This is a genomic window from Rouxiella sp. S1S-2, assembly GCF_009208105.1.
Lineage (GTDB): Bacteria > Pseudomonadota > Gammaproteobacteria > Enterobacterales > Enterobacteriaceae > Rouxiella.
In genome coordinates, this window is the sequence record NZ_WFKL01000001.1 from 307,315 (window position 1) to 327,164 (window position 19,850).

The 19,850-nt window shown below is 53.1% G+C and carries 16 protein-coding genes and 1 riboswitch; of the genes, 7 read left to right on the forward strand and 9 right to left on the reverse strand.

The window, feature by feature from the left end; all coding sequences use genetic code 11:
• Positions 1 to 250 precede the first annotated feature (250 nt).
• The 3 genes from glyQ to GA565_RS01455 all read left to right on the forward strand — a co-directional run bounded on the left by glyQ (position 251) and on the right by GA565_RS01455 (position 4,664).
• A complete protein-coding gene (gene glyQ / locus GA565_RS01445; protein ID WP_055775539.1) occupies positions 251 to 1,165 on the forward strand; it encodes a glycine--tRNA ligase subunit alpha in 915 nt (304 codons plus the stop codon).
• Between the two features lie 9 nt (positions 1,166 to 1,174).
• Positions 1,175 to 3,244 (forward strand): glycine--tRNA ligase subunit beta, encoded by a 2,070-nt coding sequence (glyS, locus tag GA565_RS01450; protein WP_152197081.1) that lies wholly within the window; start codon positions 1,175 to 1,177, stop codon positions 3,242 to 3,244.
• Between the two features lie 229 nt (positions 3,245 to 3,473).
• Positions 3,474 to 4,664 carry a PLP-dependent aspartate aminotransferase family protein gene (locus GA565_RS01455; protein ID WP_152197082.1) on the forward strand — a complete coding sequence of 397 codons (1,191 nt, stop codon included), beginning with the start codon at positions 3,474 to 3,476 and terminating at the stop codon, positions 4,662 to 4,664.
• A gap of 21 nt (positions 4,665 to 4,685) precedes the next feature.
• Here the strand turns inward: GA565_RS01455 and GA565_RS01460 are convergent, their stop codons facing one another.
• Positions 4,686 to 5,630 carry a GlxA family transcriptional regulator gene (locus tag GA565_RS01460; RefSeq protein WP_055775553.1) on the reverse strand — a complete coding sequence of 315 codons (945 nt, stop codon included), beginning with the start codon at positions 5,628 to 5,630 and terminating at the stop codon, positions 4,686 to 4,688.
• 107 nt (positions 5,631 to 5,737) lie between these two features.
• On the opposite strand from GA565_RS01460, the gene GA565_RS01465 reads away from it, so the two are divergent.
• A complete protein-coding gene (locus tag GA565_RS01465; RefSeq protein ID WP_152197083.1) occupies positions 5,738 to 6,421 on the forward strand; it encodes a DJ-1/PfpI family protein in 684 nt (227 codons plus the stop codon).
• Here GA565_RS01465 and GA565_RS01470 read toward each other — a convergent pair.
• The 7 genes from GA565_RS01470 to GA565_RS01500 form a co-directional block, all read right to left on the reverse strand.
• Positions 6,406 to 7,308, reverse strand: coding sequence for a Kdo hydroxylase family protein (locus tag GA565_RS01470; protein ID WP_152197084.1), 903 nt, complete (start codon positions 7,306 to 7,308; stop codon positions 6,406 to 6,408). The genes GA565_RS01465 and GA565_RS01470 overlap by 16 nt on opposite strands.
• A 163-nt stretch (positions 7,309 to 7,471) precedes the next feature.
• Positions 7,472 to 11,068: an urea carboxylase gene (gene uca, locus GA565_RS01475; protein ID WP_152197085.1), complete on the reverse strand. Its 3,597-nt coding sequence runs from the start codon at positions 11,066 to 11,068 to the stop codon at positions 7,472 to 7,474.
• A 98-nt stretch (positions 11,069 to 11,166) separates the two neighbouring features.
• Positions 11,167 to 11,802, reverse strand: a complete 636-nt coding sequence (locus tag GA565_RS01480) for an urea amidolyase associated protein UAAP2 (RefSeq protein WP_055775563.1) — start codon at positions 11,800 to 11,802, stop codon at positions 11,167 to 11,169.
• Positions 11,802 to 12,536, reverse strand: a complete 735-nt coding sequence (locus tag GA565_RS01485) for an urea amidolyase associated protein UAAP1 (RefSeq protein ID WP_152197086.1) — start codon at positions 12,534 to 12,536, stop codon at positions 11,802 to 11,804. The genes GA565_RS01480 and GA565_RS01485 overlap by 1 nt, the downstream gene beginning before the upstream one ends.
• A gap of 11 nt (positions 12,537 to 12,547) precedes the next feature.
• Positions 12,548 to 13,261 (reverse strand): ABC transporter ATP-binding protein, encoded by a 714-nt coding sequence (locus tag GA565_RS01490; RefSeq protein ID WP_152197087.1) that lies wholly within the window; start codon positions 13,259 to 13,261, stop codon positions 12,548 to 12,550.
• A gap of 21 nt (positions 13,262 to 13,282) precedes the next feature.
• The gene (locus GA565_RS01495; RefSeq protein ID WP_152197088.1) at positions 13,283 to 14,095 is read right to left on the reverse strand and encodes an ABC transporter permease; all 813 of its coding nucleotides are present in this window, start codon (positions 14,093 to 14,095) and stop codon (positions 13,283 to 13,285) included.
• A 37-nt stretch (positions 14,096 to 14,132) separates the two neighbouring features.
• The gene (locus GA565_RS01500; protein ID WP_370518086.1) at positions 14,133 to 15,194 is read right to left on the reverse strand and encodes a putative urea ABC transporter substrate-binding protein; all 1,062 of its coding nucleotides are present in this window, start codon (positions 15,192 to 15,194) and stop codon (positions 14,133 to 14,135) included.
• A 71-nt stretch (positions 15,195 to 15,265) separates the two neighbouring features.
• Positions 15,266 to 15,368: riboswitch (guanidine-I (ykkC/yxkD leader) on the reverse strand.
• 351 nt (positions 15,369 to 15,719) lie between these two features.
• Here GA565_RS01500 and GA565_RS01505 point away from each other — a divergent pair.
• Both GA565_RS01505 and GA565_RS01510 read left to right on the forward strand, forming a co-directional pair.
• Entirely contained in the window at positions 15,720 to 16,436 is a 717-nt protein-coding gene (locus GA565_RS01505) for a DUF3053 domain-containing protein (protein ID WP_152197090.1), read from the forward strand.
• Positions 16,437 to 16,634: 198 nt separating this feature from the next.
• Positions 16,635 to 17,420 carry a DsbA family protein gene (locus GA565_RS01510; protein ID WP_152197091.1) on the forward strand — a complete coding sequence of 262 codons (786 nt, stop codon included), beginning with the start codon at positions 16,635 to 16,637 and terminating at the stop codon, positions 17,418 to 17,420.
• A gap of 67 nt (positions 17,421 to 17,487) precedes the next feature.
• Here the strand turns inward: GA565_RS01510 and GA565_RS01515 are convergent, their stop codons facing one another.
• A complete protein-coding gene (locus tag GA565_RS01515) occupies positions 17,488 to 17,850 on the reverse strand; it encodes a hypothetical protein (RefSeq protein WP_152197092.1) in 363 nt (120 codons plus the stop codon).
• A 346-nt stretch (positions 17,851 to 18,196) separates the two neighbouring features.
• On the opposite strand from GA565_RS01515, the gene GA565_RS01520 reads away from it, so the two are divergent.
• On the forward strand, positions 18,197 to 19,012 hold the full coding sequence (locus GA565_RS01520) for a sugar phosphate isomerase/epimerase (RefSeq protein ID WP_152197093.1): 816 nt from the start codon (positions 18,197 to 18,199) through the stop codon (positions 19,010 to 19,012).
• Positions 19,013 to 19,850 lie beyond the last annotated feature (838 nt).

The window sequence follows — 19,850 nt, forward strand, 5'->3', positions numbered from 1 at the left end:
CGCCGCGATGTGGCATTCGCTGTTTTTCAAAATGCATATATCAGAAGTGATAGCTGATTATCTTCCGTTCAGCGGGTATACTGTCCGACTCTTTAATACCCGTCATACTACAAGTTGCAGATGCGTTGACTGTGCTCGCTCACCCCAGTCACTGAGTTAACTAAGCTCTCGGGGATTCACGTACTTGTCGCCTTCGCGCAACTCGAATTATTTGGGGTATAAACTCACTTGTCTCGCGTGCGAAACCAACATGCAAAAGTTTGATACTAAGACCTTTCAGGGCCTGATCCTGACGCTTCAGGATTACTGGGCACAACAGGGCTGTACTATCGTGCAGCCATTGGATATGGAAGTCGGCGCGGGAACGTCCCACCCGATGACCAGCCTGCGCGCGCTGGGCCCAGAGCCTTTTGCTGCCGCCTACGTCCAGCCTTCACGTCGTCCTACCGACGGCCGTTACGGTGAAAACCCTAACCGCCTGCAGCACTATTACCAGTTCCAGGTAATGATCAAACCTTCACCGGACAATATTCAGGAGCTGTACCTCGGCTCGCTGAAAGTGCTCGGTCTCGATCCGACCATTCATGACATCCGTTTCGTTGAAGATAACTGGGAAAACCCGACGCTGGGTGCCTGGGGTCTGGGCTGGGAAGTGTGGCTGAACGGAATGGAAGTGACGCAGTTTACCTATTTTCAACAGGTTGGCGGCCTTGAGTGCAAACCGGTTACCGGCGAAATCACCTATGGCCTCGAGCGTCTGGCGATGTACATTCAGGGCGTAGACAGCGTGTATGACCTGGTGTGGAGCAATGGCCCACTCGGCAAAACCACTTACGGCGACGTGTTCCATCAAAACGAAGTTGAGCAATCGACTTATAACTTCGAACACGCCGACGTCGAATTCCTGTTCCACAGCTTTGAGCAGCACGAGAAAGAAGCACAGAAACTGCTGGCGCTCGAAAAACCGCTGGCGCTGCCTGCTTATGAACGCATTCTGAAGGCGGCCCACTGCTTCAATCTGCTGGACGCGCGCAAGGCCATCTCCGTGACCGAGCGTCAGCGCTACATTCTGCGCATCCGTACCCTGACCAAGCTGGTGGCCGAAGCCTATTATGCTTCCCGTGAAGCGCTGGGCTTCCCGATGTGCAAAAAGAACGAGAAGTGAGAAACAGTGATGACTGAAAAAACATTTCTGGTGGAAATCGGCACGGAAGAGCTGCCACCCAAGGCGCTGCGTAATCTTGCCGAGTCTTTCGCAGCCAACCTGACCGCCGAGCTTGATGCGGCCAATCTGTCGCACGGCGACGTGCAGTGGTTTGCAGCTCCGCGTCGTCTGGCGGTGAAAATTGCCAATCTGAGCGCGGCGCAGGCCGATCGCGAAGTTGAAAAACGCGGTCCGGCGATTGCCCAGGCGTTTGACGCCGAAGGCAAGGCGACCAAAGCCGCAGAAGGTTGGGCACGCGGCTGTGGTATCACCGTCAGTCAGGCCGAGCGTCTGGTGGGTGATAAAGGCGAGTGGCTGGTGTATCGCGCCCACGTCAAAGGCGAAAGCGCTCAGGCGCTGCTGCCGGCGATGATTGCCACCTCCCTGCAAAAATTGCCTATTCCAAAACTGATGCGTTGGGGCGATTCCGACGTGCAGTTTGTGCGTCCGGTACATACCGTGACCCTGCTGCTGGGCGACGAACTGATCCCTGGCACCATTTTGGGCATTGACTCGGCGCGCACCGTTCGCGGTCACCGCTTTATGGGCGAGCCGGAATTCACTATCGATAACGCCGACCAGTATCCACAGATTCTGTTAGAGCGCGGCAAAGTGATCGCCGATTACGAACAGCGTAAAGCTGTTATCAAGCAGGGCGCAGAGAAAGCGGCCGCTGAAATCGGTGGCGTTGCCGACCTGAGCGAAAGCCTGCTGGAAGAGGTGACCTCGCTGGTTGAGTGGCCGGTGGTGCTGACGGCTAAATTTGAAGAGAAATTCTTGGCTGTTCCGGCGGAAGCGCTGGTTTACACCATGAAAGGCGACCAGAAGTATTTCCCGGTGTATGACACCGCGGGCAATCTGCTGCCAAACTTCATTTTTGTGGCCAACATCGAATCAAAAGACCCGCAGCAGATTATCTCTGGTAACGAGAAGGTGGTTCGTCCGCGTCTGGCCGATGCCGAGTTCTTCTTCAATTCCGACCGCAAGAAGCGTCTTGAGGACAACCTGCCGCGTCTCGAAACCGTATTGTTCCAGAAACAACTCGGTACGCTGCGCGATAAAACTGACCGCATTCAGGCGCTGTCTGCTTGGATTGCCGATAAAATCGGTGCCAACGTTGATAATGCTCAGCGCGCTGGTTTGCTGTCCAAATGCGACCTGATGACCAACATGGTGTTCGAATTCACCGACACGCAGGGCGTGATGGGGATGCACTATGCGCGTCACGACGGCGAAGCCGAAGAAGTGGCCGTTGCGCTGAACGAGCAGTATCAGCCGCGCTTTGCCGGTGACAAGTTGCCTGACTCGCTGGTGGCCTGTGCGCTGGCAATCGCCGACAAAATGGACACGCTGGCCGGTATTTTTGGTATCGGACAACATCCAAAAGGTGACAAAGACCCGTTTGCACTGCGTCGTGCTGCGCTGGGCGTACTGCGTATTATCGTTGAGAAAAACCTGCCGCTGGACCTGCAAACGTTGACCGAAGAAGCGGTGCGTTTGTACGGCGACAAGCTGACCAACGAGAAAGTGGTCGATGACGTGGTTGATTTCATGCTCGGTCGTTTCCGCGCCTGGTATCAGGAAGAAGGTCACGCCGTTGATACTATTCAAGCGGTGCTGGCGCGTCGTCCGACCAAACCGGCCGACTTTGATGCGCGCGTGAAGGCGGTGAGCTACTTCCGTACGCTGGATGAAGCCGCAACGCTGGCTGCGGCCAACAAACGCGTGTCCAACATTCTGGCAAAATCGACCGAAGCCCTGTACGACCACGTGCATGCCTCAGTATTGAAAGAGTCGGCTGAAGTGAAACTGGCCACCCACCTGGTGGTGCTGCGTGACAAACTGGAGCCGCTGTTTGCTGCCGGTCAGTATCAAGAGGCGTTGGTTGAGCTGGCCTCGCTGCGTGAACCGGTTGACGCCTTCTTTGACGGCGTGATGGTGATGGCAGAAGACGAAGCGGTGCGTATCAACCGCCTGACGCTGTTAAGCAAACTGCGCGAGCTGTTCTTACAGGTGGCGGATATTTCAGTTCTGCAATAATCCTGTCGTGTACTGAAAAAACCGGTTCTGGCACCTCGCTCGGGCCGGTTTTTTTGCTTCTTATCCCCTCATGTTAGACAAAAAATAGGCGTACATATTTCTATCCACTTCGAGACTATACCGATTGGTGATATTCATATCGCATATAAGAACTACGTTACTTATTGATAACTTGGCATCCTGCTACCATTAAATAAGCTTCATTGGATCCAATACTCAGGACTGTTATATGAAAAAGTCAGGTAATCATTCGTCACTCGGCATGCGTACGTTAGCCGTTCACGGCGGGCAGCATCCAGATGCGCAAAGCGGGGCGATTTCGACCCCGATCGTCGCCACCTCCTCTTTCTCTTATGGAGACTTCGACAGCGGCGCCCGACGATTCAGTGGTGAAGACCCCGGCTATATGTACAGCCGTTTTGGTAATCCAACCGTTACTGCCTTCGAAGAGCGCATGGCGGTACTGGAAGACGCCGAGTCGGCGTTGGCCTGCGCCAGCGGCATGGCAGCGGTCAGTGCGACGCTGTTTGCGCTGCTAAAAACCGGTGACGAAATTATTCATATTGGCGCGCTATACGGCGGTACGGAGGGCGTTATCCGTAATCTGCTGCCGCGCTATGGCATTAAGCCGGTGTTTGTTCCTGACCTCGAATCACTGAAAAGCGCATTTACCGAAAAAACCAAAATGGTGTTTATTGAAACGCCGGCCAATCCGGTAATGGGCATCGTTTCACTTGAAGAGGCCGCACGATTGTCTCGCGAGGCGGGCGCCATCAGCGTGGTTGATAACACCTTTGCCACGCCTTACCTCACGCGTCCGCTGGCGCTGGGCATCGACGTGGTGCTGCATTCTGCCACCAAATATATCAGCGGCCACGGCGATGCGACCGGCGGCGTAGTGGCAGGACGGCGCGAGCTGATTGACCCTATCCGCACGCTGTGCCTCAAGCAGTTTGGCGGTTGCCTCAGCCCCTTTGAGGCCGCGCTGATGACCCGCGGGCTTAAAACCCTGCCGCTGCGGGTTGAAGCCAGCTCTAACAGTGCACAGAAGATTGCTGAGTTCCTGGATGAACATCCGGCAGTGGCCGAGGTTTTCTATCCGGGACTGAAAACGCATGCCGGTCACGATGTGGCCCGTAAGCAGATGAAGCTGTTCGGCGGCATCATGGCGATTGAGCTGAAAGGAGGCCGTGAGGCGGCACGTCATTTCCTCGACAGTTTGACACTGGTGACTCAGGCGGTATCGTTGGGTGATACCGACTCGCTGGCCTGCCATCCCGCCACCACGACGCACAGCGCGGTGGCTGAGAAAATACGTCTTGAAAGCGGAATAACCGAGGGGCTGGTAAGGATCAGCATCGGCATTGAAGATACCGAAGACCTGATCGCCGACTTTGAACAGGCGTTGAAAGGGCTTTAATCGGAATCTCGGTAATTGTAATCAGCGCTGCGCCCGCCGCCGTATGCCCTGCGGTGGCTGGCCAGTCAGGCGTATAAACGCCCGACGCATTCTTTCGGGGTCATTGAATCCGACCTGTCTGGCGATGGCTTCAAGCGTGCCGTGGCCGCTTTCTATACGCTCACGCGCGGCTTCGACCCGCAACTGCTCAATAATTTTCGCCGGTGTTTGGCCCGTTTCACTGCGAAAAAGCCGTCCGAACTGGCGAAGGCTCAGGCAGGCAGCATCGGCCAAGTCACTCACCGACAGCGGTTGCGCCAAATGCTCTCGGGCATAGCTAAGCGCAGTGCGCACTCTGTCCGACGCGGGGTCCAGCTCTTGAAGTACCGAAAACTGTGACTGACCGCCCGCCCGTCGTTGATATACCACTAACTGCCTCGCCGTTCTGGCCGCGACTTCAGCGCCGTGGTCTTGCTCTATCATTGCCAGCGCCAGGTCGATACCGGCGGTAATGCCTGCAGACGTCCACAGCCTGTCTTGCTGAATGAAAATCCTGTCCTGATCGACCTTAATCGCCGGAAAACACTGCTGTAAACGCCGCGCCTGTGACCAGTGGGTTGTGACGCGCTGTTGGTCCAACAGGCCGGTGGCGGCAAGAATAAACGCACCCGAGCACACGCTGGTGACGCGGCGTCCCTGTTGATGCTGATCGCGTAAAAAATCCAGCAACGACGGGTTATTCATGGCGTGGGTAACGCCGCGCCCGCCCGCGATAATCAGGGTGTCAAACTCGAGACCTGCGACGATCGGTTGAGTCATCACTTCAATGCCCGGCGTGCTGGCAATTAAGCCGCCTTCAACCGAGAGCGCGCGGCACTGATAAAGCGGGGCGGGTAAATCCCGGGATACCGTATCAAACGCCGTAAGCGGCCCGGCAAAGTCCAATAAATTAAAATCGGGGAAGACGATAAAACCGAGCTGCTTCATCATGGAGGGCCTCGGACAATATGACGTTTTATGAGGGAAATATGACCTTTGCGTCAAATGTAATACGGCTAACCTAAGGATGACAACTAACCCAACAGGAGTTTGTGATGAAAAAGCCGTTAAACATCGTATTTCCGCTTTATCCCGGCGTGACTCAGCTCGATTTCACCGGCCCTTGGCAGGTGCTGGCCCGTTTGCCTGATGCGCAGCTGATTGCTGCCTCGATCGGCGGAAAAACGGTAGAGTCGGAGGGGCTGCACTTTTCGTCACTGCAGTCGTTAGAAAATCTTACCGGCTGTGACGTACTGTGCGTGCCGGGCGGTGGAGGATGTACCGATGCGATGCAAGATGCTGACTTTATGGAACAAATAAAAAGACTGGCGTCAAAGGCAACCTATATCACCTCAGTATGTACGGGTTCACTCATCCTGGCCACTGCCGGATTACTAAAGGGGAAACGCGCGGGCTGCCACTGGATGTACCTGGATACGCTGGCGTGGTTTGGTGCCGTTCCGGTGTCAGAAAGGGTGGTGCGCGACGGTAATATTATCAGCGGTGGCGGCGTGACGGCAGGTATCGACTTTGCCCTGACGCTGGTCGCCGAGCTGGCGGACGAGGCGATGGCGCAGCGCATACAGCTGGGTCTGGAGTATGCGCCCGCCCCTACGTTTAATGCCGGTCATCCCGACGTGGCACCGCCGGAAATCGTTAATCAATTGATGAGTAATATGGCCGCGCTGCGTGAACAGCGCCGGCAGGTGATTGCCGAGATCAGTCAAATTAGCTTTTGACGGGTGATCTTTTGCAGCGTTTTCAACGGGGAGAGTTCAGGGTTCTGCATATCTTTCACCGACATCAGGAAGGTTTGCTCAAGCATAAACTGGCCTGACATCGCCGCATGAGGCGTTTGATCGGAGAAACATACCCAGGTGCTCCCGGCAGGGAAATGCTGAGTTAGCTGTTGACCATATTGTTGATAGTGGCCGTCGGCCTTCATTTTGTCATGCAGCTGCAGCATTAAATGATCATAGTGGCTGCGGAGGCTTTTAGTGACGCCGATTTTTTCCAGCAGCCAGCTTTTCCGCGGTGAATACGATGACAGCTTGGGTAACAGTCTTGTCGCCAACTGCGGGAAAGGTTCCCCAACTCGCCACACGCGGTCTTCGCCGTGAGGATTAATATTGGTGAAGATCCGTAAAACACGCTCACCATAGTTGGGACGGGAAGGGAAAGCATCAACGTGCAGGCGGCTATCGTCTTTGCGCCAGGCGCTATTATTGCGTGAAACAGAAACCGGATGCAGGCGCAGGCTGTTAACCGGCTTACGCAAAACGTGTTGATACTGTGGAAGAACGGAAGAAATTAGCGCGCTGCAGGACTGGTAATAACTTTCCAGCAGCTTTCTTATCTGTGGTTCAACCGCGGCATCGGCCACGCCTTTAATTAAGTGATTGCCTACGCTGTAGCTGATATTTTTTTTCTTAGGATCAACCAATGCGGGGTCCAGCAACCGCTGCTGCTGTGCACTGAGGGTAAAAGCCAAATGGGGGAAAAATAGGACTTTGCCCTGCTCGAGTGCATTGACCGCCGAAGAACCTTCAATGCGCTGCCCGTCCCAGCTATTTTGTGAAAAAGTGACAATCGCTTCTTGCTCTTCTAATTGGGTCTTTTCGCTCATTGTGTGCTTTGCCGTTCCTGTTAATTAAATTTTATCAAATTCAAGCATAGACAAACAAAACACATTAAACGAAAAAGAGGAGGGTGAATGAAAATTTTGCATTTAAATGTGATCTTCACGTGCAGTAAAAGCCCCGCCCACCGCTGCGGTGAACGGGGAGCATTCACTCCTTGATAACTGCCAGCGTTTGACCCGCCTGTACTTGCGCTCCGGTCTGGCGCGAAAGACTTTGCACCTTGCCGCTTACGGTTGAAATAATGGGAATTTCCATCTTCATCGATTCAAGAATGCCCAATGTTTGGCCCGGCGTAATGCAGTCTCCCGGTTTCACCAGCCATTGCCAAAGGCTGCCCGCTACCTGGCTGTCGATTCCTACGCAGCCCTCGGGAATGGCCTTTTCGCTCTGCGGTGATTGCTCCTGCAGACTGCTGTCGTAGGTGAATTGGCCTTCGGCGCGCCATCTTGCCAGCTCTTTTTCAAAGGCCAACTGTCGCTGTTGCTGAAAGTTGTCCACTTCCTCCTGCTGCGCCGCAAGTCCGGCCTGATAGTCGGCGAGACGGAATGTGCCTTCTTCGGTACGTAGCGGCGTGTTTCCATAGGGGAAGGCCAGCCGTATCGCCTTAAGCTCCTCGGCGCTGACCGGATAGAAACGAATCTGGTCGAAAAAGCGCAGCAGCCAAGGTTGCACAAATGCCTCAGTCGGACGATCGCGATTCCACATTTGCAGCGTGCGGCCCACAAACTGATAGCCACCCGGTCCTTCCATGCCATAAACGCAAAGATAGGCACCGCCGATGCCCACCGAGTTTTCCGCCGTCCAGGTGCGCGCCGGATTATATTTGGTGGTCACCAGCCGATGGCGTGGATTGAGCGGTGTGGCCACCGGCGCCCCGAGATATACATCGCCAAGACCCATCACCAGATAACGGGCGTCAAAAACGGTCTCTTTCACCTGCTCAATGCTTTCAAGACCGTTGATACGACGAATAAATTCTATATTGCTCGGACACCACGGCGCGCCGGGACGAACCGATTGGGTATATTTCTCAATCGCTTCACGGCAGGCATCGTCGTCCCAGCTGAGCGGCAGCCAGACGGTGCGTGAAGGAACCTCGGCCTGCTGCAAATCACCCAATGTTTGTTCTGCCTGTTTTAAATGATCAATCAGCGTATCGCGGGGGCAGAGCAGGCTGTCGAAATGAATTTGCAGCGATCGAATGCCCGGCGTCAGTTCCAACATGCCGGCCAAACGATGATTTTCTAACCACTGCATTAGCGCATGTGCACGAAAACGCAGTGAAATATCTAAAATTGGATCGCCATATTCCACCAAAATAAATCGATCGCCTGCGGCGAGATGCGTCACCGATGGCAGCGCTCCCTGCGCCGCCCGGTGCCATAAAACCGGATTTTTCCGCTGCATCGCGATCCCAGCCTTCGGCTGGGAAAGCAGCGTTGAGAGTTCTACTTCAGCCTCATGCGATAATCGGTCGGCCTCTTCTAGAGAAACGGGCACAAAGCGCAGGCTGTCGCCCGACTTGAGTTGACCCAGCTGCCACAGGTCAGCCTGAATAACCGTCGCCGGGCAAACAAACCCGCCAAGCGACGGGCCATCTGGCCCCAGAATAACCGGCATATCGCCGGTAAAATCCACAGTGCCGAAGGCATAGGCATTATCGTGAATGTTGGAAGGGTGCATGCCCGCTTCGCCACCGTCGGTGCGTGCCCATTCTGGTTTCGGGCCAATAAGCCGGATGCCGGTACGACTCGAGTTATAGTGCACCTGCCATACCGCGTTGAAAAAGTGCTCAATATCCTGTTCGGTGAAAAATGTCGGCGCACCCTGCGGGCCATAAATGACCCGCAGGGTGCGCACATCGCCCCATTCCGGCAGCAGATTGGCGGGCAACGTTTTTGGCTGTTGATTATGAGGCGTAGCGAGGTGCAGCACGTCACCGCTGCGCAGCTGGCGACCGGCATGGCCGCCGAATTTTCCGAGGGTAAAAGTGCTGCGGCTACCGAGATAGTGCGGACAGTCGATGCCACCGGCCAGCAGCAAGTAGCTGCGGCAGCCGTCACCCGTGATTTTTCCAAGGTGCAGCGTTTCTCCGGCACGCGCATTGCAGATTTGCCACATCGGCAGTGGCTGGTCATCGAGCCGGGCCTCTATATCTGCCCCGCTGATAACAAACGCGCAGTCCTGATTAAAACGCAGCGTAGGCCCGCGCAGGGTAATTTCCAACCCCGCCGCCTGCGCGTCGTTGCCCAGCAGCCGGTTGCCAAGACGAAAAGAGCGGCTGTCGAACGGACCTGAAGGCGGCACGCCAACGTGCCAATACCCGCTGCGGCCCGGCGCATCCTGAATGCTGGTCAGCGTGCCGGGTGAAAGCACATCAAAAGTTGCGGGCTGATAGACAACGTTTGCCAGTGTTGCCGTAATCACTTTTCCCTCCGCCACCACCGGTTGAGCCAGCAAATGGCGCAAATAATCCAGATTGGTTTCAATGCCGTAAAGCGCCGTTTCATGCAGCGTTTGGCGCAGCGCAATGAGCGCCTGTTCACGACTGTCGGCCTGGACAATAACCTTCGCCAGCATGGGGTCATAGAACGGCGAAACGTCACAGCCACTGTCTATCCAACTGTCGATGCGCAGCTCGGCGTTTGCCGCACTGACGGGGAAACTGACGTGGCTCAGCAGCCCCGCGCAGGGCTGAAACTGCTTGGCCGGATCTTCAGCATAAAGCCTCACCTGAATGGCGTGACCCTGCGGTTTACACTGACCCAACTCGGCCAACGGCGGCAGACAGCCCGCGCCGAGCTGCACCATCCAACTGACGATATCAACGCCGTAGACTTGCTCGGTGACCCCGTGCTCCACCTGCAAGCGGGTGTTTACCTCAAGAAAATAGAACTGCTCGGTGCTGACGTCATAAACATATTCCACCGTTCCGGCACTGCGGTAGTCCACCGCCTGCCCGAGGCGTACAGCGGTGTGTTGCAGCGCATCTCTTACCCGCTGGGGCAGATTTGGCGCCGGGGTTTCCTCAATCACTTTCTGGTTACGGCGCTGCGCGGAGCAGTCTCTTTCGCCCAGAGCAATGACGTTGCCTGCACCGTCACCAAAAATCTGCACCTCGATATGGCGTGCGGCAGCAACAAATTTCTCTAAAAACACGCCATCGTCGGCGAAATTATTGCCTGCCAAACGTTTTACTCGAGTGAAAGCCTCACTGAGACTGTCGGCATCGTCGCAACGTTGCATGCCAATACCGCCGCCGCCCGCGGTACTTTTTAGCATCAGCGGATAACCCATGGTTTTGGCGCAGAGCAGCGCCTGCTCAAGGTTTTGCAGCAGTCCGCTTCCGGGCAACAGCGGTACCCGGCAGGTTTCAGCCAGCTGGCGAGCACTGTGTTTGAGCCCGAAGGCCGACATCTGAGCAGGGGTTGGGCCAAGAAATATGACGCCCTCTTGAGTGCAGCGTTCAACGAAGGTGGCGTTTTCAGACAGGAAACCATAGCCTGGATGAATAGCTTCGGCACCGCACTGGTGGGCTATCGCCAGTAACTTATCCTGGCTGAGGTAGGTTTCCCGCACGTTGCCTGCGCCGAGGCTAAACGCTTCATCGGCCTGTCGCACGTGCAAAGAGTGTTGGTCGGCTTCGGCATAAACCGCAATAGCGCGCACACCTAGCCGTTTGAGGGTGCGGATGATACGCACTGCAATAGCGCCACGATTGGCAATCAGAACGCATTTAAACATGGTTGACTCTCTGTGCATCGACGGGCAGGTCGTCCTGCTATGTTGCTGATGCGTGACATTCTGCGGGTCGTCCCGAGGCACGCGTTGTCAGGTCAGATTTACCAAACCACCGCTTCGATCGGTGTGGGGTTATAGCCGTTGCAGGGGTTATTTAACTGCGGACAGTTGGAGATAAGGACCAAGACGTTCATTTTCGCCACCAGTTCGACGTATTTCCCCGGCGCTGAAAGGCCATCTTCAAACGTCAAGCCACCCTGCGCGGTCACCGGGACATTCATAAAGAAATTAATGTTGTGGGCAATATCTCTCTTGGTCAGCCCGTAGTGCGGATGCTCGGCAATTGCCAGCATCCAGCTGTCGCGGCAGGCGTGCATGTGGCGCTTTTCCAGTGAATAGCGCACGGTGTTGCTTTCCGTGGCGCAGGCACCACCCAGCGTGTCGTGACGCCCGCAGGTGTCTGCAACAATTTCCAGCATTGGGCGGCAGTCGTTAGAGAGCAGCACGCTTCCCGCGGTCAGAAATACATTTTTTTGTCCGCGTAGCGTATCGGTCATGCTGTAGCGCTCGCCAATGTCGTCGGCGTTAAAAAACAGCGTATCGGCCGCCTGATTGCCTTCGCTGTCAATAATGCGCAGCGTTTGTCCGGCTTCAATTCTGTGCAACCAATAGTCTCCAGCGTTAATCTTCTGGCGGGTTAAGGCGTTTTCGATAAGGCGTGGGCTGGTCTGGATCATCAGTGTGCTCCCGGGCAGCAGTGGGTGTGATGGTATAAGTCATTATTTGCCTGACCGCGCTGGTTCTCTGCCTGCGCTAAACAGTGCGGCGGCAGCGGGGCGGTACCCGCCAGCAAAGCGATAGCGACGGGGGCGCGCGGATAATCCTGCACCTCAGTAAGAGGATGCGGACAGCTGTGCATCACCACCAGCGTATCCATGGCGAAACGCAGTGTGACGCTGGCTCCGGGGACGTGTTGCGGCTCGAGCGCCAGATTGCCGTCGTTATCCACGGTCACTTTCGAGAACAGATTGACGCAGGCGGCCATGTCACGCTTGCCCAGCCCGTATTTTGCCAATTCGACTAAAAAGCTGTCATAGCCGTTTTGATAGCGGCCGTTGTGTGCTTGTTGATAGCTCAATGCGCCGAATCGCTGTGCGCTCAGGGCGGCGTTCATGCTGCCGCACACGGTGTCGTGCCAGCCAAGCGTGTCGTGCGCTATGCCGCAAAAAATACGACCCATGTCGGAGTAAAGACAGTGGCCTGCAGTGAGTCGAAAAGTGTGCTGGCACTTTAAGGTGTCCGGCGCGTTATAGCGTTCGAGCAGATTGTCCGGGTTATAGAACAACAGGCCAAGATTGGCTCCGCCTTCAACGTCGGTAAAGCGCAGTGCGGAACCGCTTTTTATCCGCAGCGACCAGTGTGATCCGGCCGGCAGCAGTGTTTGATAGTGGGTGTCTGTAGAGTCACTCATCGCGTTCTCCTTTAGAGTGGAATATCGTAGGTAATGCTTGCACCCCAAGCGTCGGGCGCCTGCGGGTCGTGGCGGATTTTGTCGAATACCCACAGCCGCGAGCCGAGGGAGAATCCCTCCTTCAGGTCGTGGGTTATCATGAAAATAGTCAGATGATGCTGCTTCCACAGATCAGTGATTAGCTGGTGCATGTCCTTACGAATGCCGGGATCAAGCGCTCCAAAAGGCTCATCGAGCAGCAAAATACGCGGTTTCTTGGTTAACGCCTGCGCCAACGCCAGTCGCTGCTGCATGCCGCCGGAGAGCTGATGCGGATATTTATCCAGCGCATGACCCAGTCCGACCTGAGCCAGCATCTCCTCTGCGCGGTCGGCAATCCCCTTGCGTTTGCTGCCCCACACGCGGCCCAGCCAGCGTGCCTGCACAAATTCTTCGCCGAGCATGACGTTTTGCCGTGCCGTCAAATGGGGAAACACTGAATAGCGCTGAAAAACCACGCCACGATCTTCGCCCGGCTCTTGCTTAATCGGCTTCCCGTCGAGCAGCAGTTGGCCCTTGCTCGGGCTTTCGGTACCCAGCATCATTTTCAAAAAAGTGGTTTTACCACAGCCGGACGCGCCGACGATTGACACGAATTCGCCCTCCTGCACCTCGGCGTTAACGCGTTCCAGCACCACCTGATTGCCGTAGTGTTTTTCGAGATTGCGCATACTCAATAAGCTCATGCATCGCTCCGTATTTAAAACTTATTTAACGTAATACCACGGCCAGCAGCGGCGGCTTATCAGGCGCAGCAAGGCATCGAGGAGGAAGGCCAGCAGCGTTATCCACGCCACGTAGGGCAAAATCACGTCCATCGCCAGATAGCGGCGCATCAGAAAAATGCGGTAACCCAACCCTTCAGTAGCGGCAATAGCCTCGGCGGCGATCAGGAATAACCAGGCGGAACCCAATGAAAGCCGCACGGCGTCGAGCAGGCGCGGCATCAGCTGTGGCAAAATAATTCGCCACAGAATTTGCCCGCTGTGGGCACTTAGGGTCTGTGCTTTTATCAACTGTTCGTGCGGAATAGCCTGCACGTGCTGCTGCAGGTCACGTGCAATAAACGGCGTCACGCCCACGGCAATCAACACGACTTTCGACAGTTCGCCGAGGCCAAAACAGATAAAAAGGATCGGCAATACCGCCAGCGGAGGGATAAGTGCAAACAGCGTGACCAGCGGAGAAATCAGTGAGCGCACGGCGGGCAGTGCGCCGCAGAATATGCCCAGCGCCAGGCCGAGAAAAGCACTGATGGCAATGCCGCTCAGCAGGCGAACCAGACTGGCGTAGGTGTCAGTCCACAGCAAATATTCACCGGTTCGGGGACTAGGCTCGAACGCCATCCGATAGATAGCGTCGCCCATTGAGGAGAAGCTCGGCAGCAGTTTGTCGAACGCATTGACCGCCAGGCGGGCATCCGAAGCCATCAGATAAACCAATACCAGCAGCAGCAGGGGCAGCAGCCCGAGCAAACTACGTGACAAGCGTTGCGGTTGGTAGTTGATCATTTTGCGCATCGAAATGCCCTTTTTAAAAACGGTGGAAAGCGGTTGATTACAGTTTGTTGGCGGCAGCGAGCTTCACGAATTCATCGGTAAAGCGCAGCTTTTGATTCGCCGGATTGCCCCAGTTACCCGTAGGCGTGGTAATGCCCACCGTGGTGGCATCGGCCGCACCGTCGCCCAGCAGGCCGTGTTTAAAGGAGAACTCGGCCACGGATTGCATGGTGGTTTTAATTTGCGCGCCGCTGACGAAATCGAGCGTTTGCTGCGGTGAGCTTAAGAGGTAGGTTGCCGCCAACTGCTGGTCAAAACCTTTGAGGTCGGTTCCGGACTCCTGAGCCATAAAAGTGCGCGCTTTAACCGCGTCGCTGCCGTTGCCTTTGATGGCGTTCAGCGTTTCATACCAGGCGCCGGTCAGCGCTTTGCCGAGTTCAGGGTGGGCGGTGAGGGTTTTACTGTTAACAACCAGCAGGTCGAGAATTTCGCCGGGGATTTGGGCGGAAGAGAAAATTTCGTGGCTGTCCGGCTGCTTTTTGGCTTCGGCCAGCAGCGGGTTCCAGGTGACTATCGATTTCACCTGCGGAGTGCTAAAGGCGGCCACCAGGTCGGCATCGGCGGTGTTCACTACGGTCACGTCTTTCTCGTTCATACCCGATTTTTCCAGCGCCCGCGCCAGCAGGTATTGCGAAACTGAAAGTTCGACCAGATTAATCGACTGGCCCTTCAACGATGTAATGTCACCTTTACCTTTGAGCATGATGCCGTCATTGCCGTTGGAATAGTCACCGACGATAAGCGCGGTGCTATCAACGCCGCCGGTTGCGGGAATGGTCAGCGCGTCCATATTAGTCATGGTGCAGCCGTCAAATCCGCCTGAAGTGTATTGATTGACCGATTCGATGTAGTCATTAACCTGCACAAACTGAATCGTGATGCCGTATTTATCCGCCCATTGTTTGAGAATGCCGCTTTGTTGGGCATAGTCCCAAGGCATCCATCCGGCGTAAATTGACCAGGCAATTTTAAAGGTAGGTTTAACGGCGGCCAGGGCGGGCTGGCTGAGAAGTGCGGCAAAGCATAGGGCGCTGAGCAGCAGGCGTTGGCAAGCTTTAATCATGATAATTCCTCTGACGTTGACCACGGGAAAAGTGCAGGAGGTCGGCGGCGAGATTGGATCTCGCTTTGGCCTCCCGGGCTTTTATCCCGCCGTGTAACCGCCAGAGGGCGGTCGGTCACTCTCGGACCAGCCATCTGCACAGCGCAGACCGGAACCCTAGCGACCTTATTTCAAATTGTATGGCGACACCGGTTTCCCGCTATCGCTCCTGCTCTCAAACAACAGGCAATAACCTTGCCAAATTGATTAAGTAGAGAGAAAAATTAGGTAAAAATCATAATTAAGGGTTAAAAAATCAACGTCTTAATTGTTTTTATTTAAACGTATCCAGACGTAGGATAAAGGGTCGAACGCGGCAGACAAGCCAGTGGAGGCGGCGCTAATCCCCCTATTCGTGCAGCGTGCACCGGCTTTGGGCAGGCACTTCTTTGCTGTATCCTAAGCCCACAGGATGGTCTATTCTACTAAGCTACTTTTTGAGTATCAGTACTTAATAAGAAATTCAAATCAGGAGTCAGGAAAATGACTGTAGGGATCAGGAGCAGGACTTTAGCGCGCTGGCTGGCGCCTGTGGTTGCATTACTGGTGGTTTTTCAACTTACCGCCTGTGGTGATAAAGAGCCGGAGCAAAGGAAAGCGTTCATCGACTACTTGCAAAATACTGTGATGCGCAGTGGTCAAAACTTGCCCACGCTGAGCGAAGACCAGAGACAGAAATTTGGCAACTACGTCAACGATTACACCATCATTCTGACTTTCTCCCGTCAGATGAAGCAGTCCATTAATAACAGTCTGTCCCCTGCAGTGAACAGCATTGCCCAGATTCGTGTGCCACAGGACTATTTGCAGCAGAAGCCTGCACTACAGCAGGCGGCAGGTACCCTCAATACGCTGGCGCAGCAAATTCAGACCGCCAAAGCGACTGCCGACACCGCGCAGGCAGCGCTTAAGCAGCCTGATGATTTGAAAGCGGTTTACAATCAGGTTTATGCTCAGGACGTGACTCAGCCGGCCAATGCCCTGATCCCGGTTGTTCCCGCTCTGTCAGGTTTCACGCAAGACATCATTGCTGTCGGTGATTTCCTGGGGCAGCAGGGAACGCAGGTTGCTTTTGCCAACGGTGCCGTGCAGTTCCCGACTCAGCAACAGGTCACGCAGTACAATGCGATGATGACAGGCCTGCTGGGTAAGCAACAGGCGCTGGTCGATGCGCAGAAGATTATTGCCGGTAATCTCTGATAACGTGCTGAATAAGTGGGTCAAAATCTAAACCACGTGTAGCAGCGTGGTTTTTTTTATCAAAAAAAACGGCATGATTAATAAAAGCTCACAATTTATTGATGCCTGCCATCGGCGTAATACTTTAGTTTTTATGTCATTCATCTGTTTTAAATTTGTGAAAAAATTTAAGCCTCTAACTCTAAGGAAGTGTTTTTTATGAAACATCATATGATGACTTTGCTGGCTGGGCTGATCGCAATGCCTGGTTTGGCTGCGGCAGCAGACAGCGCCAACTTTACCGACGCGCAGCAGCAGGCTATTGGCAAAATCGCCTCTGATTACATCATCGCGCATCCTGAAGTGTTGGTGCAGGCGAGCCAGAAGCTGCAAGCACAACAGCAGCAGCAACAGGCCAGTGATTCTTTGACCGCCGTGTTAGCCAATGCGCCCGCGCTGTTGCAGGATAAAGATACCCCGTCTTATGGTCCAAAAGATGCGAAAGTCGCATTCGTAGAATTTTTCGACTACCAGTGCCTCTACTGTAGCCACATGGCGCCGCTGGTGGAGCAAACCATTAAGGCCAATCCAAACGTACGCTTCGTGTTTAAAGAGTGGCCAATTTTTGGTGACCGCTGGAAGGCGTCGATTACTGCGGCTGAAACCGGGTTGTCGGTTTACAAACAGAAGGGCGCTCAGGCTTATTTGGACTATCACAATGCGATTTATGCTACCGGTCATGACGAAGGCAAACTGACTGACGCCGATATTTCTGGTGCGGTAGAAAAAGTGCATGCAGCACTGCCCAGCGATGCGCATCGTCAGGAAACGCACGCGACGCTGGCTAAGAATGACGATTTGGCTAAAACGCTGGGCTTCCAGGGAACACCTGGTTTCATCGTGATGCCAACCCGCGATGCCAACGCCAATAACACCACGATATTGCCGGGTGCAGTGTCTGCAGAAGACCTGCAGGCAGCAATCAGCAAGGCGCAGGGTAAGTAATTACTGACGCATTAAGGCAGAGCTTGTAAAGGCTCTGCCTATTCATAAGGCCTTTTCTGGCCTACGTCTACTGATTCGTTTTATCTGCCGCGCCCTTTGTCATCGCCTGAATACAGCTGTCAATATTCTGACCGGCGAACGTTTTTTGTTGCGTGCTTAACGCCTGATACCGCTTGACTGAAACCTTCGCCAAGTCTTCATTATATTTAACCTGATCGACGGCATAAGAGTTGTTTTCATTGGTGATAATGTAACGAACCCTTTCCAGCAGCGCTTTATCATCAACCGGTTTCTTGCCCAAAATATCCACTGCAGCACAGGTCGTTGCATCATAGTGCGGGTTGTGTGCGGGGGTTCTGTTAAGCCGCCAAACGGTTACGGCAACGATAACGATAATAATGATGGCTGACAGCGGAAAAATCTTCTTCATTACAAGCACTCATTTCTAAGGATTTGATCAGGGGCGGCCAGAGTAAAGATCTGCTGGAATAAAATCCAGCGTATTGATGAACTATATGAGTTAATAAACCACGGAGTAATCAAAATCGTGCGGCTTCACCGTAACATCTACAAACAACTATTCATCAAATAACACTATAGACGATTCCCTAATGAATATTAATTCACCGTGGTTATTATTTTCATTTAAATATAATAAAACTGAATATGTCGAGTTAATTAATCCTTTATTTTGATATAACACGTTATTCAGTGCATCGTAAAATGTTGAATCATTATAAAACACGCGCGAGAACTATTGGCTGGAGAGCATGTAAATGAGAAAGTTTGAAAATCCACTGTTTATAAATACGGTATGTCTTGGGGGATCCACTGAAGAAAAACTGCGCGCCGTGCAGGCTGCCGGTTTTAATCAAGTTGAACTCTGGCGGCAGGACGTAGAATCGTTTGGAGGCGATACGGCAGGGGTCAGGACGCTGCTTAATGCATTGGCGTTAGAATTAACTGACTATCAGGTATTGCTGGATTTTGACGGTGCCCCGGATAATATTCGAGAGGAAAAACGTCAGGAGGCCATTCGCATGCTGGATACTGCGTTTGAGCTGGGTGCAACAACCTTGCTGGCACCGGCCTCCACGCATAAAAAGTGTGTTGCCGATCGCGTTGAGGAGGATTTACGCTGGCTTGCTCGGCAAGCGGCATCGCGTGGTTTACGCATTGCTTATGAGGGCATGGCGTGGAGCACGCATATCAACAATACTGCCGCCGTCTGGCAGATGGTTCAGCGGATTAACGAGCCTAATCTCGGGCTGGTTGTCGATGCTTTTCATATCTTCGTCGGTCATCGTACCGTGGACGACTTGAACGGCATCCCGATGAATAAAATCTTTTTGGTGCAGCTTTCTGACTTGGCGGAACTGCCGAGTGCGGAACATCTGGTAGATACCGCTCGGCACAGTCGTTTACTGCCGGGGCAGGGTGATTTTCCACTTGAGACTCTCATTAAACGTCTGCAGGAGGGCGGTTATAGTGGTCCAATTGGGTTAGAAGTATTTAGTGACTCACTCAAAAAGGAGAACCCGATAAATGTTGCACGGCAGGCCATGAAGGCGCTGCAGGATGTACTCGCATAACGCAGGATGGAGTGTTTTTTGGGAAAATTCATAAATCAATATTTCCCGACCTGCATGACTTTATATGAGGAATTACCCGTATTTAGCAATGGAGTATATATAATTCAGAAACTTAATTTCCGAATGATATATTAATGGGAAAGTATTTTCTTATAAATTACTAATAAAAAAATCCCCTTATTCTCGGCGAGATAAGGGGTTGCCAAATGGCCAACACCAGGGAATTTGTATATTGCTTAACTGGTCTTAAGTATAGGGTTTATTATCTAATAAGCCAAACCTTTTATTCGAGATTTAGGGTTATTATTTTTTTCTGGTAAGTTAAAGATGATTTAAGGAATAAGAATTTTACGGCTTGTTGGTAATTAACTTTCTGATTATAATAATTATTTTTAATATAAGGTAGATTATTTTCATAGCAATAAGAATGGCTGTGAATGTAACCATGTTAAAATTCTCCTCCATTGAATAAAACACTGTTCTCCAGAAGTCACCATAAGCATAAAGAATATAATATGTATTAGTAGATTATATTTCTTAAAATGATAGGTTAGCTGGCGGTTGGTGTAGTTTGTTAACCTATGCTACCTCTACTTTGGTATAGCTAATATAAGAATGCTGTGTTTTGAATGCAGATAAGTAGCCAGTGCGAAGGGAAAATTCTCAGTGAGGCAAGATTGTTTGATAGTTTAATTATAACGCAGTAAATGGACGTGTTGATTTATCTATATTTACTATATATACAGTACAAGTATTTTTTAAATGAATTTAATTTATATCTAAGAAGTAAAATTTATAATAAATGCTATTATATGTAGCTGTTTATCGATGACTCAGA

Coding starts and splice junctions, on each gene's coding strand:
- glyQ (WP_055775539.1), top strand. CDS start 251: ATGCAAAAGTTTGATACTAAGACCTTTCAGGGCCTGATCCTGACGCTT.
- glyS (WP_152197081.1), top strand. CDS start 1,175: ATGACTGAAAAAACATTTCTGGTGGAAATCGGCACGGAAGAGCTGCCA.
- GA565_RS01455 (WP_152197082.1), top strand. CDS start 3,474: ATGAAAAAGTCAGGTAATCATTCGTCACTCGGCATGCGTACGTTAGCC.
- GA565_RS01460 (WP_055775553.1), bottom strand. CDS start 5,630: ATGAAGCAGCTCGGTTTTATCGTCTTCCCCGATTTTAATTTATTGGAC.
- GA565_RS01465 (WP_152197083.1), top strand. CDS start 5,738: ATGAAAAAGCCGTTAAACATCGTATTTCCGCTTTATCCCGGCGTGACT.
- GA565_RS01470 (WP_152197084.1), bottom strand. CDS start 7,308: ATGAGCGAAAAGACCCAATTAGAAGAGCAAGAAGCGATTGTCACTTTT.
- uca (WP_152197085.1), bottom strand. CDS start 11,068: ATGTTTAAATGCGTTCTGATTGCCAATCGTGGCGCTATTGCAGTGCGT.
- GA565_RS01480 (WP_055775563.1), bottom strand. CDS start 11,802: ATGATCCAGACCAGCCCACGCCTTATCGAAAACGCCTTAACCCGCCAG.
- GA565_RS01485 (WP_152197086.1), bottom strand. CDS start 12,536: ATGAGTGACTCTACAGACACCCACTATCAAACACTGCTGCCGGCCGGA.
- GA565_RS01490 (WP_152197087.1), bottom strand. CDS start 13,261: ATGAGCTTATTGAGTATGCGCAATCTCGAAAAACACTACGGCAATCAG.
- GA565_RS01495 (WP_152197088.1), bottom strand. CDS start 14,095: ATGCGCAAAATGATCAACTACCAACCGCAACGCTTGTCACGTAGTTTG.
- GA565_RS01505 (WP_152197090.1), top strand. CDS start 15,720: ATGACTGTAGGGATCAGGAGCAGGACTTTAGCGCGCTGGCTGGCGCCT.
- GA565_RS01510 (WP_152197091.1), top strand. CDS start 16,635: ATGAAACATCATATGATGACTTTGCTGGCTGGGCTGATCGCAATGCCT.
- GA565_RS01515 (WP_152197092.1), bottom strand. CDS start 17,850: ATGAAGAAGATTTTTCCGCTGTCAGCCATCATTATTATCGTTATCGTT.
- GA565_RS01520 (WP_152197093.1), top strand. CDS start 18,197: ATGAGAAAGTTTGAAAATCCACTGTTTATAAATACGGTATGTCTTGGG.